This is a genomic window from Thioalkalivibrio sp. (assembly GCF_041690275.1).
Lineage (GTDB): Bacteria > Pseudomonadota > Gammaproteobacteria > Ectothiorhodospirales > Ectothiorhodospiraceae > Thioalkalivibrio.
Map to the genome: position 1 here is coordinate 1 of NZ_JAWLHP010000049.1, position 16,334 is coordinate 16,334.

General features: G+C 67.8%; 12 protein-coding genes. 2 read left to right on the top strand and 10 right to left on the bottom strand.

Annotated features, from left to right (window positions below):
* Positions 1-328: 328 nt before the first annotated feature.
* The 6 genes from ACESMN_RS10165 to ACESMN_RS10190 all read right to left on the bottom strand — a co-directional run bounded on the left by ACESMN_RS10165 (position 329) and on the right by ACESMN_RS10190 (position 9,635).
* On the bottom strand, positions 329-1,015 hold the full coding sequence (locus ACESMN_RS10165) for a TVP38/TMEM64 family protein (RefSeq protein ID WP_373053485.1): 687 nt from the start codon (positions 1,013-1,015) through the stop codon (positions 329-331).
* A gap of 115 nt (positions 1,016-1,130) precedes the next feature.
* On the bottom strand, positions 1,131-2,342 hold the full coding sequence (locus ACESMN_RS10170) for an acetate/propionate family kinase (protein ID WP_373053486.1): 1,212 nt from the start codon (positions 2,340-2,342) through the stop codon (positions 1,131-1,133).
* 565 nt (positions 2,343-2,907) lie between these two features.
* Positions 2,908-4,308, bottom strand: a complete 1,401-nt coding sequence (locus tag ACESMN_RS10175; RefSeq protein ID WP_373053487.1) for a bifunctional enoyl-CoA hydratase/phosphate acetyltransferase — start codon at positions 4,306-4,308, stop codon at positions 2,908-2,910.
* Between the two features lie 3 nt (positions 4,309-4,311).
* On the bottom strand, positions 4,312-5,085 hold the full coding sequence (gene fabI / locus ACESMN_RS10180) for an enoyl-ACP reductase FabI (RefSeq protein WP_373053488.1): 774 nt from the start codon (positions 5,083-5,085) through the stop codon (positions 4,312-4,314).
* Positions 5,086-5,206: 121 nt separating this feature from the next.
* On the bottom strand, positions 5,207-8,362 hold the full coding sequence (locus ACESMN_RS10185; protein ID WP_373053489.1) for an efflux RND transporter permease subunit: 3,156 nt from the start codon (positions 8,360-8,362) through the stop codon (positions 5,207-5,209).
* Positions 8,363-8,369: 7 nt separating this feature from the next.
* Positions 8,370-9,635 carry an efflux RND transporter periplasmic adaptor subunit gene (locus tag ACESMN_RS10190; RefSeq protein ID WP_373053490.1) on the bottom strand — a complete coding sequence of 422 codons (1,266 nt, stop codon included), beginning with the start codon at positions 9,633-9,635 and terminating at the stop codon, positions 8,370-8,372.
* 280 nt (positions 9,636-9,915) lie between these two features.
* Between ACESMN_RS10190 and ACESMN_RS10195 the strand changes: the two genes are divergently transcribed.
* Positions 9,916-10,419 carry a hypothetical protein gene (locus tag ACESMN_RS10195; protein ID WP_373053491.1) on the top strand — a complete coding sequence of 168 codons (504 nt, stop codon included), beginning with the start codon at positions 9,916-9,918 and terminating at the stop codon, positions 10,417-10,419.
* Positions 10,420-10,618: 199 nt separating this feature from the next.
* Here ACESMN_RS10195 and ACESMN_RS10200 read toward each other — a convergent pair whose 3' ends face one another.
* From ACESMN_RS10200 to ACESMN_RS10215, 4 genes are all read right to left on the bottom strand, one after another.
* Positions 10,619-11,770, bottom strand: coding sequence for a radical SAM protein (locus ACESMN_RS10200; RefSeq protein ID WP_373053492.1), 1,152 nt, complete (start codon positions 11,768-11,770; stop codon positions 10,619-10,621).
* Positions 11,771-11,821: 51 nt separating this feature from the next.
* Positions 11,822-12,892 carry a geranylgeranyl reductase family protein gene (locus tag ACESMN_RS10205; protein WP_373053493.1) on the bottom strand — a complete coding sequence of 357 codons (1,071 nt, stop codon included), beginning with the start codon at positions 12,890-12,892 and terminating at the stop codon, positions 11,822-11,824.
* Positions 12,889-13,992, bottom strand: a complete 1,104-nt coding sequence (locus tag ACESMN_RS10210; RefSeq protein ID WP_373053494.1) for a biotin/lipoate A/B protein ligase family protein — start codon at positions 13,990-13,992, stop codon at positions 12,889-12,891. Before ACESMN_RS10210 ends, ACESMN_RS10205 begins: the two co-directional genes overlap by 4 nt.
* Before the next feature lie 81 nt (positions 13,993-14,073).
* Positions 14,074-15,249 carry a radical SAM protein gene (locus ACESMN_RS10215; RefSeq protein WP_373053495.1) on the bottom strand — a complete coding sequence of 392 codons (1,176 nt, stop codon included), beginning with the start codon at positions 15,247-15,249 and terminating at the stop codon, positions 14,074-14,076.
* Between the two features lie 250 nt (positions 15,250-15,499).
* Here ACESMN_RS10215 and ACESMN_RS10220 point away from each other — a divergent pair.
* On the top strand, positions 15,500-16,334 hold an 835-nt coding region (locus ACESMN_RS10220), incomplete at its 3' end, for a biotin/lipoate A/B protein ligase family protein (protein ID WP_373053496.1).

The following is a 16,334-nucleotide window of genomic DNA, read 5'->3' on the forward strand; positions in this document are numbered from 1 at the left end:
CCCGGGTTGTAGGAGCGGCTTCCAGCCGCGATGCGGCGCCGATCTGAGCACCCGGAGCCATCGCGGCCAGAGGCCGCTCCTACCGGGGGCCCGGGTCGTGGGAGCGGCTTCCAGCCGCGATGCGGCATTGATCCAGGCACCCGGAGCCATCGCGGCCAGAGGCCGCTCCTACCCGGGGGCCCGGGTCGTGGGAGCGGCTTCCAGCCGCGATGCGGCGTTGATCCAGGCACCCGGAGCCATCGCGGCCAGAGGCCGCTCCTACCCGGGGGGTGGTCAAGCATCCCGACCGGCGCGGGCGGGGCACCGAGCGATCAGCGTGTCGCCGGACCTACGGCTCGCCATCGGCTCCGGCCCGCCGCTCCACCCACCGGCGCGTCACGGCCCCGATCAGCAGCAGGCCCGCCAGCACAAACAACGGCAGCAGCGTCGACGGCTGCAGCGCGTCGCCCGTCTCGATCGCCTCCACCGCGCCGTGAACCGCGGTCGCATAGACGCCCCACTTCACGGTCAGGCCCAGTACCGCGGCCAGCAGGAAGGTCGTCGGCGGCAGCCCCAGGACGCCGCCGGCATAGTTCACGAAGGAGTGCGGAAACCCGGGCAGCACCCGCAATGCGGTCTGGGTGAGCAGATCGCTGCGCTGCTCGAAAAGCGACACGACGCGTTCGGCGTTCCTCCCGGGCGACCAGCGACGTCCGAGGCGATGCGAAATCCCGTATGCGCCCAGTGCGCCGGTCACGCTGCCGATGACCAGCATGATCACGGACCCCAACGGCGGGTGAAACGGTGCGACCACCCAGAGCATCAGGCTTCCCGGAAGCGCGAGGGTGAACAGAACCGCCATCAGCACCACGGCCGCGACGATCGCCACGGGGCGATCCGCAATGCGGTCACCCCACTGGAGCAGCTGTGTCAGCTCCGGCGTATGCCAGTGGGCGAGTGCCATGCCGAGGAGGACCAGGCCCAGGAGCAGCAGTCCCTCCCGGTGCCGTTGCAGCCGGTTCGCAAGCCGTTTCATGGCGACGCTCGCGTCATCGAGGGCGGATACCGGTCCGAAGCATCGGGACGCTCGGTGCGGAGGCGGCGGCCGGACCGCTGTCTTCCCGATAAACGGTGGGCCGTGGCCAGCTCTCTCAGGAGACCCGCCCGGCCTCCCGGAGCTGGTCCAGACCGTGTTGCGCGATCATCCGCTCCTCGTCCGTAGGGATCACCCAGACACCGACGCGGCCCCCCGGTTCGCCGATGTGCTCGGCGTGGGCCTGGTTGGCAGGGCGATCCAGCGTTACCCCCAGCCACCCGAGGGCTTCACAGATGCGTGCCCGTACCGGAGCCGCGTGTTCGCCGATTCCGCCGGTGAACACGAGGTGATCCAGACCGCCGAGCATCGCGGTGAGCGCGCCGATCTCCCGAACCGCGCGGTGCACGAAGACATCGACCGCCTCCGCCGCCGAGGGCTCACTGCTCTCGAGCAGCGTGCGCATGTCGCCGCTGATGCCGGATACGCCCAGGAGTCCGGATTCCTCATAGAGGAGGGTGCTGACCTCCTCGGCGCTCATGCCTTTTTCCTGCAGAAGGAACAGCACGGCTCCCGGGTCCAGTGCGCCGCAGCGCGTGCTCATCGGCAGCCCGTCGAGTGCAGTGAATCCCATGGTCGTCGCCACGCTCTCACCATCCCGGAGAGCGGCCAGGCTGGCGCCGCTACCGAGATGGGCGACCACGGCACGGCCGGTCCCCTCCCGCCCGAGCCGGGTCGCGAGCGCGCCGGCGATGAACTCGTAGGACAACCCGTGAAAGCCATAGCGCATCACGCCCTCGTCGGCGAGGTGACGGGGCAGGGCCAGGCGGCGTTCGATCCGTGACTGCGTGTGGTGAAAGGCGGTGTCGAAGCAGGCGAACTGGAAGAGGTCCGGCCGCGAGCGCGAGAGCGACCGGATCGGTGCGAGGTTGTGCGGCTGGTGCAGCGGGGCCAGCGGCACCAGCGCCTCCATCTGCTCAAGCCGTTCGGCGTTCACCCGCACCGGTCCGACAAAGTCCTGACCGCCATGGACCACCCGGTGTCCGGCCGCGAGCAGACTGCGCCCCGCGAGCGCCTCATCGAGCCAGTCGACCAGGAACTCGAGGGCCTCCTCGTGGCCGAGGGCCGCGCCTTCATCGCCGGGGTGCCGGTCCTCCACCACGTCGCCGGAGGCGTCCTCGACCCTGAAATGCGGCGTCGCATCGAGGCCGGTGATCTGTCCCCGGAAATGGCGCGCTGCATCTGCTCCATCGGGATCCCGGTCGATCTCGTAGAGCGCGAATTTCAGGCTGGACGAGCCACTATTGAGCACCAGCAGATCACCGGACATCGCGGACCTCCTGTTGATGGGGTCGTGCCGCCACGGCGCTGGTCACGGCCTGCTCGGGTATCCGCATTCCGGAGGCGTCCGCGCGTGGCACCACAAGCCCCTTGGCGTGGACAGAACCCCAGTGTATCGCGTGACCACCCGCTCGACGAACGCGAGCCCGCCTAACCGGGCGCCGGCGCAAAGCCTCAGAACATACTTGGAATGACCTCGCCGAACGTGGTTGATGGCATCATCCTGAGCTCTCCTGGGTGGATGGTCGAGACGACCTGGCGGGCGATCCTCGCTGATTAGGGTGAGCAAGCTCTTGACCGCGTGAACGGGAGGACGATCGCGGCTGGAAGCCGCTCCCACCAGGTGTGGGGGCGGCCTTGGGTGGCGATTTCTTGGATGGGGTCGATCGCGGCTGGAAGCCGCTCCCACGGGGGCCGCTCCCACGGCCAGCACGCCTGGGAGGCGGACTCTCTCGGCGATTGGGCTTTGGGTTTGGTGCCAAGGGCCATCGCGGCTGGAAGCCGCTCCCACGGGGGCCGCAGCCACGGGGCTGATCCCGGGGTGGCTGGTCCTGCTAGTTCTGGCGGGTCTGGTACTCGGCGAGGAGGAGGGCGAGGGCGCAGGAGGCCATGCGGGTCAGGGCGTCGTCGGCGCGGCTGGTGAGCATGATCGGGACGCGGGCGCCGACGACCACGCCGGCGCCGGTGGCGTCGGCGAGATGGGTCAGCTGCTTCATCAGCATGTTGGCGGCCTCCAGATCCGGCGCAACCAGGATGTCGGCGCGGCCGGCGACCCTGGAATCAATGCCCTTGGTGCGGGCGGCGCTCTCCGAGATTGCGTTGTCAAAGGCCAGCGGTCCATCGAGGATGCCGCCCTTGATCTGGCGCCGTTCCGCCATCTTGCAGAGGGCGGCGGCCTCGAGGGTCGAGGATAGCTTGGGGTTTACCGTCTCGACGGCGGACAGGATGGCAACACGCGGCTCCTTGATCTCGATCGCGTGAGCGAGTTCGATCGCGTTGCGGACGATGTCGGCCTTGTGTTCCAGTGTCGGGTAGATGTTGATCGCGGCATCGGTGATGAACAGCGGGCGCGGGTAGGTCGGCACGTCGAAGGCCATCACATGGCTCATGCGGCGCTCGGTGCGCAGGCCCTTTTCCTTGTGCATTGTGGCGCGCAGCAGTTCGTCGGTATGCAGGCTTCCCTTCATCAGGGCCCCGACCTCGCCCTTGCGGGCCAGCGCCACCGCACGCTCGGCGGCCTCGTGGCTGTGCTTCGTGGAGACCAGCCGAAGGTCCGAGATGTCCAGCTCCGCCTCCCTTGCGGCCTGCTGGATGCGGTCCTCCGGACCGACCAGGACCGGGATGATCAGTTCCTTGCTGGCAGCCTGCAGCGCGCCCCTCAGGGAGTTGGCGTCGACCGGGTGCACCACCGCCGTGGGCAGGGGTTCCGGGCTCGAGGCGGCCTCCAGCAACTCGTGCAGGTGGGCGCGCTCGGCCATGCGCACCTGCGGCATCACCGTCCGTGCGCGCTTGACCTTGTCAGTGGGCGCGAGGACGTCCGCGTCCCCCTCGATGACCGTCTTGCCTTCCTGGTTCCGGCAGAGGCAGTGAAAGCGGATGCGCTTCTTTTCGTCGTCCTTTTCGGTGGCCTCGACCGTGACCGTGAGTATGTCGCCGAGCACCACGGGCTTCTTGAACTGCAGCGTCTGGCCGAGATAGATCGTGCCGGGGCCGGGCAACTCCGTGCCCAGCAATGTCGAGATCAGGGCACCGCCCCACATGCCGTGGGCGATGATCTCCTGAAAACGGCTGCTCTTCGCGAAGTCTTCGTCCACGTGCGCCGGGTTCACGTCCCCGGACATCACCGCGAACAGCTTCACGTCCTCCATCGTCAGCCGCCGCTCGAGCGTCGCGGTGTCGCCGACCTCGATCTCGTCGTAGGTCCGGTTCTCGATGTGGGCATCGGAGGGAGGCATGGTTCAGGCCTTTACGTTCAGTCCGCCGTCGACGTGGGTGGTCACGCCGGTGATCGACCGGGCGGCGTCGCTGACCAGGAAGCGCGCCGTCTGCCCGATGTCGTCGATGGTCACCAGGCGCCGCGTGGGCGCGCGCACTTCCGCGTCCCGCAGCAGTTGTTCGAAGTCCCGGATCCCGGAGGCCGCGCGGGTCGCGACCGGTCCGGGCGAGAGCGCCAGCACACGGATGCCGGCCGGGCCGAGTTCCTCGGCCATGTAGCGCATCGAGGACTCCAGCGCGGCCTTCACCGGGCCCATGATGCCGTAGTTCTCCACCACCCGTTCGGCGCCCTGGTAGCTCATCGTGATCAGGCAGCCGCCATCCGTCATCAGCGGTTCCGCGAGGCGCGCCATGCGCATGAAGGAGTGGCAGGAGATGTCCATCGCGAGCAGGAAGCCGTCGAGGCTGGAATCCACCACGCGGCCCTGCAGGTCTTCACCCGGGGCAAATGCCATCGAGTGAATCACGAAGTCGAGCCGTCCCCAGCGGTCGGACGCTGCCCGGAACAGGGCCTCGAGCTGTTCTTGCTGGCGCACGTCGCAGAGGATCAGTGGTGCATCATCGAGCTGTTCCGCCAGCGGGCGGACATGCGCTTCGGCCTTCGGATGGCCGTAGCTCAGGATCAGTTCGGCGCCCGCCTGATGCAGGGCGCGCGCGCATCCGAAGGCGATGCTGTGTTCGTTGGCGAGGCCGGTGACGATGCCGGTCTTGCCGGAAAGCGAGATTGGGTCGCTCATCGAAACGCTCCTGGCCCGAAGGCGGTTGGCGCGGTCGATGGTGCCTGTCCGCGAATGGTGCGATGCAGCACAAGGTTACCAGAGTATGCGCACCCGCGCACAACCGGGCACTCACCCGTCGTCAGCGGCCGGTCGCGCCGGTGAGGGCCCCGCGATCGAAGCGGTTCTCGTACAGGCGCAGCAGGGCCGGGATCACCAGCAGCACGAGCAATGTGGCGACGCCGAGTCCGAAGACGATGGAGACGGCCATGGGGATCAGGAACTGCGCCTGCAGCGAACCCTCGAACAGCAGCGGCGTAAGCCCCGCAATGGTCGTTGCCGAGGTGAGGATCACCGCGCGCAGACGCTGGCACGAGGCCTCGATGATGGCCTCGCGCAGCGCCAGCCCCTCGTCGCGCAGGCCCTGATAGAAACTGACCAGGATGATGGAGTTGTTCACGACGATTCCGGTCAGGCCGAAGAGGCCGAACATGGACAGGATGGTCAGTTCCACCCCCATCAACCAGTGGCCAAGCAAGGCCCCGAGGATCCCGAAGGGGATGATCGCCATCACGATCAGCGGCCAGCCCCACGATGCAAAGACCCATGCCAGGGTCAGGTACATCAGCCCAAGCGCGAGGACCAACCCCAGGCGCATGTCGGCGAAGGTTTCCGCCTGGTCGGCCGCGCGACCCTCGAAGGAGTAATCCACCCCGTGCCGCTGGGCCAGCTGATCGAGCGGGCCTTCCTCGAGTGCCGCGCGTACGCGGGCGGCGTTGTTCACCGCGCGGTCGACCTCGGCCGAGACGTGGATCGCCAGCCGTGTGTCTGCGTGCCGAAGGGTCTCGAATCCCTGGCGCGAGTCCATCTCGACCACACTGTCAATCGGGGCCAGCTCGCCGGAGGGAAGCCTGATCAGCAGACGGTCGAGGGTCTCCGTGTGGTGGCGTTCACGATCCGGGAGGCGAACGCGCACCTCGACCTCTTCCAGACCGTCCTGGAAGATCTGCGCCAGACGGCCGTCGAAGGCATCGCGGAGCTGCGCACCCACGGCCTGCGTGGTCAGGCCCTGCGCAAGGCCCTCCGGGCTCACCGAGTAGATCAGCTGCTCGCGGCCGAAGGGGGTATCGTCGTTGATCGCGTAAAGCCCGGCGAAGTCAGCGAAGAGTTCCGCGAGGTCGAGGGCCGCGTCCTTGAGCCGGTCGGGGTCGTCACCGGTCAGTCGAATGTCGAGATCGCGGCCCGGTGGGCCACCCGTCTGCTCGCTGATGCTGAAGTTTTCGATACCCGGCGCCAGCTGGACCTGTTCCTCCCATTCGCGGATGAAATCGCGGTTGCGCACCGTGCGCGCCTCGGGCGACACGAGCTCCACCTGGATGTTGCCGAACTGCTCCCCACGCGGGGTGTTGCCGTCCCCGGGATCGATTCCCAGGCCACGGCGCACCACCGCCGCGACCACGAGTCCGCCCCCCAGCGCCTCCTCGGCCTGGTACAGCGCCTGCTCCACGGCATCCAGGAATTCGCCCACGCGCTCGGGCGGGGTGCCGGCAACGAAGTTCACCCCGGCATTCACCGTCGTGCCCTCCGGTGCCGGAAAGAAGGTGAAGCCGACGCGCCCGCTGGCGGCGAGACCGACGGCGAGGATCAGTGCGCCGATGGCCAGCGCGAGGGTGATGCCGGCGTTATCGACCGACCGCGACACCACCTGGCGGAAGGTCCCGTTGCGAAAGCGCTCGAAGCCACCATCGAAACGCGCCCTCAGGCTGCCCTCGGGCGATGGCTTCAGCCGGGCGAGCACCCCCTGCAAATGGGCTGGCAGGATCAGGAACGCGATCAACAGGGTCGCGATGATCACGCAGATCACCACCAGGGGGATGTCGAACAGGATGTTGCCGATGATGCCGCCAATCAGCATCAGCGGCAGGAAGGCGGCCACCGTGGTCAGGGACGCGGAGATCACGGGGGCCAGCATCCGGCGGGCGCCGTTGCCGGCGGCCTGGGTGGGGTCCTGTCCCTTCTGATGCAGCGTGTAGGCGTGCTCCGATACGACGATCGCATTGTCGACGATGATTCCCAGCGACATGATGAACCCGAACAGCGAGATCATGTTGATCGAGCCGCCGACGACCCAGAGCACGATCAGCGCGGCAGTGAAGGCGATCGGGATGCCCAGCGCCACCCGCAGCGCGACGTGCCGGTTCAGGAACAGGAACAGGATGCCGAGCACCAGCAACAGACCCCCGGCGCCATTCTTCAGCAGCAGCAGGATGCGTTCCTGCAGCAGCTCCCAGAAGGCGTCGATGACTTCGACCTGAACACCGGGCGGAAGGGTGGGCCGCGCATGCTGGAGCCAGTCCTGGAGCACGCGTGCCCCCTCCAGGGAATCCCCGGACTCGGTGCGCAACAATTGCATCTCGAGTGCGGGGCGTCCCTCCACGCTGACGCTGACTTCTCCGTCGCGCGGACGCCGCTCGATCTCGGCGACCTGACCCAGCCGAACCAGCCCGAGTTCGGGGTCGGAGCGCAGTGGCAGATCCTCGAACGCGATGACCTCCCGGCGCTGATCGAGGCTGCGCAATTGTCGGGCGGTATCGGCGCGCCCGGCACTGCCTGCCGGGATATCGCGGCTCAGTCCGTCGATGCGCTCGGCGATGTCGCCAAGGGTCAGTCCGGTTTCGTATAGCGCGATTGTCGGTACCTGGATCGCCATCTCGTCCTCGGGCAATCCGGTGAACTCGACCCGGGCGATCCCGCGATCCAGCAGCTCGCGCTCGAACTGGCGGCCCAGCGTCCGCAGTTCGTCAATGTTGTCCAGGCCACTCACCAGCAGGGTGGCCACCGGCTCGTAGCGCACGATGCGCGTGACCACCGGTGTCTCCGCGACATCCGGCAGATCGCGCTGCTGGTCCACACGGTCCTTGACCTGCTCGAGGGCCAGCGTCATGTCGGTCCCGGCCTCGAACTCGATGGTGATGGAGGCGACCCCGAGCGCGGATGTCGATGTCATCTCGCGGATGCCGTCCACCGTGCGCAATTCCTGTTCCAGCGGATCGGTGATGCCGCGTTCCACGTCCTCGGCGCTGGCCCCGGTCCACACCACCCGCACGGAGACGATGTCGAGCTCGAAGTTCGGAAAGAACTGGGTGTTCAGGTTCAGGAAGGCGAAGGATCCGCCAAGGACCATCAGTGCGATCAGCAGATTGGCGGCAAGGCGGTGCCGCAGGAAGAGTTCGATCAGGCCGCCGTTGTGTTCTTGGGGTCCCGCGGGACCGTTGCCCTCGCTCACTGCGCTGTTCATCGGAGCCTCATCCGCGTTCGTCGGGGCCGTTCAGCTCGACCTCGACCCGAAGGCCGTCAACCGCATTCGGCAGCCGGGTGGCCACGAGAACGTCGCCTTCCTCCAGATCCGGATGTTGGATCAGCGCGCGTGTGCGTCCTTCCAGATCGGTTACCTGGCCCAGGCGCTCGACCGTCAGGCCCTGCATGCGCCCGTCCACCACGCGATAGACCCGATCGCGGCCATACAGGCTCTCGAACGGGACCACCACGCTCCGGGTCTCTTCCGGCAGGCTCAGGCGCAGGTTCACGAAGCGGTTGAGCGGCAGTTCCCGACCGCCTTCGACGACCCGGAAGATGGCGCTGATTCCGGCCTCGCCAGCCCGCGTCTCACCCGCGAGCCGATCCAGCGAGGCGCGTACGTGGCGGCCCCCCACCATTGCCTCCGCCTGCAGGTGAACGCCTTCATCCAGCAGATCGTTGATCCGAGGCACGATCGCCTCCGGCAGGCTGGCCCGGACCTCGAGGTCGTTTAGCGCGTACAGCCGGACGAGAGCGTCACCGACCCGCGCCCGCTCCCCCGGGCTCACGTGCACCTCGACCACGCGGGCGGCGGAGGGGGCCCGGATCTCGGTGCGGGCGAGATCCATCCGGGCGCGCTCCGCGGCGGCCCCGGCGCGCCGGGCCCGAGCCTCGACCCGAGCAAGCCGGCTGGATGCATCCGCGACGGCCTGCTGGCGGTTATCCACGGCTACGCGGGCCTGCTCGAGGTTGCGTTGGGCATCGTCGACGTCCGCCTCCGAGCCGAGATTGCCGGTGCGCAGTTCCCGGGCCCGCTCAAGACCGCGCCGTGCGATCTGAAGCAGCGCCTGTTCGCGCTGGAGCAGGCGCTGATCGGTTTCGGCGCGCAGCCGTTCGCTCTCCACGGCCGCCTCCGCTTCGCGCACTTCGGCCTCCCGTTGCTCAAGGATCAAGCGGGTCTCCGAGGGATCGATGCGTACCAGCAGCCCGGCATCCGCGACGGCACGGCCGACTTGTGCGGGCACTGACCCGATCTCGCCCTCGACGGCGGCGCGCAGCACGGCGGTCTGTGGCGACGAACTCCTTCCGAACAGATCGAGCGTGGGCCGGTGGGTGGCCGGCTGCGCGACGATGCCGCGGACCTGCCAGACCCTCTCGCTCTCCTCCGGCGGGGGGGCCGTCGGGCCGGTCGCACGCAGCACAAGGAAGCCGACGCCCGCCGCTACGATGATCAGCAGGGGCAAGAGCTTGCGGAGCATTTTCGCTGGGGACATCGGCATCTCTTGAACGCAATGGGGCGCAGACCTACCGCGTCTGACGTGTGGACCGGCCCGGGGTTCATCCTGCGGAACGAGCAATACGAAGCAGCGCGTGGAGCGGGCATCAGTATAGCGGAGCCAGTGATCGGCGTTCGGCTGAGGGGCGCTGGCCCGGCTCGGCCGGGTCCGTGGAATTCGCGGGTCCATGGCTGCTAAGCTCAGTCAACCAGCGGCACACGCCGCGAAATCGGAGGAAGCCCGAATGCAGCGACACCACAGGCTGAGAAGTCTCACAATGGCGCTTGCGACGGCGCTTGTCCTGGCCTTTTACAGCGTGGCCATCGCCCAGATGGGCCAGCAGCAGCCAGGGGCCCTTCAGCAGGAGTTCGTGGAGATTCAGCAGCGGCTCGCGCAGATCCAGCAGGAGGCCGTCGAGAACAACCCGGAACTGCGCGAACAGGCGGACGCCCTGGAAGAGCTGGTAACGGACAAGATGCGCGAGGCAGGTCATGATCCCGGTGCGATCATGGAAGATCTGCTTGCGGCGCAGGCCAGGATGGAAGAGGCCCGCACCGACGAGGAACGCCGGGAGGTCCTGGAGTCCCGTGAAGTGCGCGAGGCGCAGCGGGAGCTGCAGGAGGCGCAGCAGGTGGCGATGCAGGATCCGGAGGTTGAGGCCGCCCAGCAGACCCTCGAGGAAGACATGCTGGACGCGATGCGGCGCGAGGATCCGCAGACAGACCGCCTGCTCGAGAGGATGCAGGAGATCCAGGAACAGGCCCAGCCCGGGATGCGCTAGCCCCGCACGAAACTCCCTTTTCACGCGTGGGTGCAAGGCCGCCAAGCCCCGGGGGCAGATTTGCAAATCTGTCCCCGGGGCGCCATGACAGCGGGCGTGAAAGTCGCGCAGTTCTCGTCCCTCCGCAAGCGGGGGAGGGGGCCTTCATCGTCCGGGATGGCCGCCCGTCATCATGGTTGACGCCAGCCGTCCATGCGCTTCAGTCGTCTGCGTCGAAGTCAAAGGTCCCGACGGGTTCGCCGGCCATCTGTCGGCGCACCACGTCCACGTCCTTGTCATTCAGGGCAAACGGGAAGCTGAAGATGTCGGCGGGGCTGGAGTCGCCGTAGGGCCGGTTGCAGGCGGACACGGTGTCGTCCCCCCGGCCCGGGCAACCGGAGGTGCGGAAGGGCTGGCCCGAGTCGATCACCGCGTCCAGCTCCCGACGATCGAGACCGAAATCGACGATCCGCCCGTCGGCGTCGAAGCGCATGTCCGCGACGCGTGCGCCGACAAAGTCGACCAGGAAGCGCCCGAGCTGGACGCGACGCCAGTGATCGCGCGGGACCGGCGCACGGTCCTCCATCCGCGATCCCCGTTCCGGGAAGAACGCGAACATGTGATTGTGGCCCCCCATGTCACGGATGCGCTCGCAGACCTCCATCATGTCCCGCTCGGTTTCGCCCATCCCGCAGATCAGGTGGGCCCCGAATTTTTCCGGGCCGAAGATCTCCGCGGCCCACTCCAGCGCCCGCCAGTAACGATCCCAGCGGTGGGGACTGTCGACCGTCTTGCCCCGGGTCTGCTCGAAGATCTCGGGCGTGACCGCGTCCAGGGCGACGGTGAAGATGTCGGCGCCGCGATCACGCAGGTCTTCTATTTCCGCATAGCGCATCGTGGTCGGGTTCGACAGGATGGAGACGGGAACCTCCGGCACATCCGCCACCCAGCGGTCCAGAAGGGTGATCGTGTCATCGCCCGAGTCCGGGTGGGTAATCATCGAGATGCACATGCGCTGGAAGGCGCCCTGGTCGCCGCGGTTGCGGACACGATCGATGACCTCGTCATAGCGGGCGGTCGGCCAGTCCACACGGATGAAGTTGCGGTCGGCATAGGCGCTCTCCTCCTCGCGATGCCGCGCGAGACCGCAGTAACTGCAGTTGGCGCGGCAGCCCTCCGGATAGGTCACCAAAAGGTTCAGACAGTGCGTGCAGGCGGTGCGATGCATGTTGCCATGCACCAGTCCCAGCGTGATCGCGGCGGCGGTCGACATCTGCACGTACTCCGGCGAGCGCATCTCCGGGGTTCGTGCAAGGTCGCGCGGGTGGTAGAAATTCACGGGTGTTGCCACGGACTCGGGGCGGGCATTCATGTCACGACCTCCGGAATTGCTTGCGTCGGTTGATTGAGGGCAGGCCGCCGGTCATGCCGTCGCGGCCTCGTAGTACTCGTCGAAGGCGATCCACCCCCGGCGCTGGGTTTCGTCGCGCAAGGCCGCCGGCGTATGCCAGATGGGCTGCAGGCTCTGCCGGCGCGCCACCGCGCGCTCGAGCGCAGTGCCGAACTGGTCACGCATGTCTTCGTCGTAACCCGCGAGGGCATCGCCATCCCCGGCCAGCCATTCCGCCACTGCCGCGCCGGCGTGCTCGCCCGAGATCACCGCCGCGGCAATGCCGGCGCCGGTAATGGGATGGGTCAGGCCCGCGGCATCGCCGACGAAGAGCGTGCTGCCCTCGCGCAGGCGCTCGCGCGGACCGCCCACGGGGATCGAGCCGCCGGTGCGACGCAGTACCGCGGTGCCGGTCAGTCCCTCGGCGCTCAGGCGCCGGTGCAGGTCGTCCAGTGGCGTCTTCATGTCCCGCTGGATGCCGGGATCCAGGCCCAGACCGAGATTCGCTTCACGCCCCCGGGGAAACAGCCAGGCGTAGCCGCCGGGATAGTCGTCGGAGAGCCAGATCAGCGTCTCCTCGACCGGCCGGTTCAGGGGCACGCTGTATTGCCGTGTCCGCAGCGTGCGCAATGGCGGCAGACCGAGGCGTGCGGCCACCGTGGAGTGGGGGCCGTCGGCCGCGACCAGCGCCCGGTATCGCAGCGGCACCTCGCGTCCGTGCCGACGCACGGTGGCCTGCTGCCGCAGGGGATCGAGAGCGGTCAGCCGGGCCGGATGCCACAGTTCGGCACCCTGCGCCTGCGCCTGCCGGGCCAGCGCGCGATCGAACTCCGCCCGGTCGATCATCAGACCCGGAAAGGCGCTGCGATGGGTCCGGCCGGAGGGGAGGATGCTGGTCATGCCGGTGATGGCCTGCTGGCGCACCGGAAAGTCGCGCGCGTAGCGGGACATCGGGGTCGGGATGAACTCGGCGCACTGCACCGGTTCGCCGAGCACCTGGCGCCGATCCACCGCGACCACGTCCAGGCCCGCTGCCGAGGCCCGGCCGGCGGCGCTGGCACCGCCTGGTCCGAGGCCGACCACCAGGAGATCGACGGTCCTCACGACGGCCGGCCGTCGGCGACGCCACGAGAGACAGTGGTCTTCGCGAGTGCGTTGCGCAGCACGGTCAGGAAGTCGTCGGGAGTGAGCATCAGCATCTCCGCCGCATGGCGGTCGAAGAAGCGGCGGATGTTTGCCTCCAGCTCCCCGACCGGTGTATCGCGGAGACTGGCCTCCAGGTCGACCACCGTCCGGCCCGGCTTCACGAAGAAATCGCCGGTGATCCAGACCTGCTTGATCCGGTCGCGGGCGTGGTCCATTGCCAGTGCCGCGCGCATCAGGCCGCCGGGCGATTTGTGCAGACCTTCGAGCAGCCCCGTCTCCGATGACGGCCGATCGTGCTGGAAGACCCACTCCGGGGTATCCATCTCGGCAAGCGCCTCCGCAAACCTGCGTTCTTCCGCCTCGTTGAGCGCGTCAGACCACTCGAGGCCAACCCCGAAGGCCTCGGCAAAGGAGGCCGCCAGGCTCTGCTCCACCTCCTCGAACGGCGGTAGCTGACCGAGCAGATCCTTAAGGTTGGCGACCCGGTCGCGGGCCGAGGAGATCGCCTTGTCCGAGAGCTTTTCCGCAGGAATGCGCAGCACCCGCAGCATCCTCTCGACGTCGAAGTCGATCAGCAGCGTCCCCTGGTACAGGATCGAGTCGCCGTCAAAGGCGCCCCCGGTGCCCGAGATCTTGCGCCCGTCCACCTCGATGTCGTTGCGCGGGCGGAACCGCGCATCCACGCCGAGTGCACTGATCCCGCGAGCGGCCGCTTCGCAGATGCGCTCCGCGATTGCGGGCATTTCGGCAGTGCCGAGGAAGCCCTTGTCGAGGTAGAGTTCCCAGCCGATCTGGGTCTCGTCGAAGAAGATCGCACCGCCACCGGTGATCCGGCGCTGGATGTCGATTCCGTTTTCGGCGCAGTAGTCTGTGCGCAGCTCCTGGCCAACACTCTGATGGAAACCGACCAGCGCGCACGGCTGGAAGCGCAGGAATCGCAACGTGTGGGGCGAGGTTCCTTCCTGGTGGGACTCGAGCAGTGCCCGGTTGAGTGCGAGGTTCTCAGCGGCACGGCGCAGGCCGGTGTCGATCACGCGCAGGGTGTTCCGGTCACGCATGTTGGGCTCCTTGATCGTGCGTCGCACGGGGGATGAGAGTCGGTTGCATCGTCACGTCGCCGCCGGCTTGGTGATGACGGATCAGCCAGCGTTTCCCTGAACGGGAAGCTCGGTGCGCGGGCTGGTCGCGGAGACCACCGGAATGCCGATGCCCCGATCCCCGGCGCGGCGCCGGGCCTCTTCGCGCAGGATGGTGTCGATGTCCAGTTCCAGCCCGTCGGTTGCATCCTGCACCGCCATCACCTCGTCCCCCACCACGATGGAGCAGCAGGCCGGGGTCACGCGCACCTTGCGGCCCAGCCGCGCGGCCAGCTCGACCGCGCCATCGGCGGGATGCGCGATGCCGTCGAGCCCCGCCATCACCGCGTAGGTGTCGATCTGCATCCGCGACTCGCCAGGCGGCCTCGCGCAGCCGAGCAGCAGGGGAGTGTCGGGAAGGGCCTGGCGTGCCGACTGGAAGAAGCGACCCACCTCCGAGGAGTCCGGGGTCACGAAGGGCCTCTTCTCGGGGGCGTAGAAGGGCATCACGACCACCAGGACCACGGCATCGGGCAGGTGCCGCTGGATGATCTCCAGCGCCCGCCATTCGCCGAGCATTCGCCCGTAGTGCAGGCCGATCACGATGTGCGGCACCACCCGCATCGAGGTCCGCACCAGGTTCTCGAGGGTCGCCTCGAAGTCGTCCACCGAGCGGCGCAGGTGATAGACGTTCGTGATGGTCTCCTGGGCGCCGATCACATCCATCATCGCCACGTCGACGCCGGCGTGGGCCATGCTCAGCGCGGCATCGGCATCCATCAGCGCCGCGTGGGCGGCGATGCGGAACTCGGGGTGGCTGTCCTTGATGCGCCGGATGGTCTCGTAATACGGCGTGTATTCGACCTCGTTGCGATGGTTGGAACCGCCGGTCAGCAGCATTCCCTGGGCACCGTCGGCGATCACTTCGTTCACCACCCGCCAGAGATCCTCCGGCGTGCGCGCGGGGATCATCGGTTCCAGGATGGCGGCCTTGCAATGGTCGCACTGCAGCTTGCATTCCCCACCCGTCACCGATACCGCGGGCCACGCGTTCTTGCCGCAACTCTTCAGTTCGGAGGTCTGGTAGGACTTGAAGGTGGGCGTGTAGAAATGGACGGGAGGCGCAGCGCGTTCCCGGGACCGATTGCCAAGGTGTTCGAGGCCCTGCACCAGTTCGGTGTCGAGTTCGAGATCCTGCAGGGGTTCCACCGCCTGCACCATTTGCTGCCAGTTGCTCATCACCACACACCCCCAGGTTCGAATCCGCTTGCGCTGCACCTGCGCCCGGCGGGCCGGAAGTCAGCATTTTGATCGCATGATCCCATCAGCGTCTGCGCCACTGTCTGATCCAAATCAATTCGGAAACCGATTCGAATGTCCTACAGTGTAGGTCAGGATGCGCCTGCGAACCCGGCGTTTCCAGGACGGGGGCAGGCCCCGGTCCGCAATGAACAACGGACCGCCGGTGCCGATCGGCAGGGGAGCAGAGATGACAATGAACCCGGAACTACCAGGATTGCCACGCAAGCCGCTGGCGGGCGGAGTCAGGGACGACGGCCTGCGCAGCGCCCATGAGCACGCGCTACTGGACGCGCAGCTTTTGCGCGGCGGCCCCGCGCTGCGCTTCGCCCGTTACCCCACCAGCGCCCAGCCGGGAGCGCACGAACTGACCGCGATCGCAGTGCGCGGCGACTACTGCGAGGAACAGGGCATCGAGGTCGTGCGCAGGCTGACCGGGGGCGGGGCGCTGTACCTCGACCCGGCACAGCTCTGCTGGTCCCTGGTACTGCCCGTGGCGCATTCCGGGCCGGCCCGACTCGCGGAGATCCTCGCGCTGCATGGCGAGGCGATGGTGGCCGCGCTGGATCGCCTCGGCGTTGCAGCGCGCTTCGTCTTCCCCAATGACGTCGAGGCCGGTGGCCGCAAGCTGGGCAGTGGTTTCGCCGCACATCACGGCGATCGGATCCTGCTGCAGGGGAGCCTGCTGGTGGACACGCCGGAAGCGGAGACGATGCTGAGGATCCTGCGCGTTCCCACGGAGAAGCTCTCCCACGAGGGCGTGCTGAGCGCGCGCGAACGCCTGACCAGTGTCAGCGCGATCCTCGGGTACACCCCGGTCTTCGGAACGATCCGCGAATCGCTGCAAAACGCCTTCGCCGCAGCCTTTCAGCTCCAGCTCGACCCCCCCACGGAAGCGCCCCCCGTGGGAACGCCTTCCGTGGGAGCGCCTTCCGTGGGAGCGCCTTCCGTGGGAGCGGCTTCCAGCCGCGATCCCTCCCAACGAGCTCCCGAAACACCCATCCCCCCACTCACCGGCCTGTCTG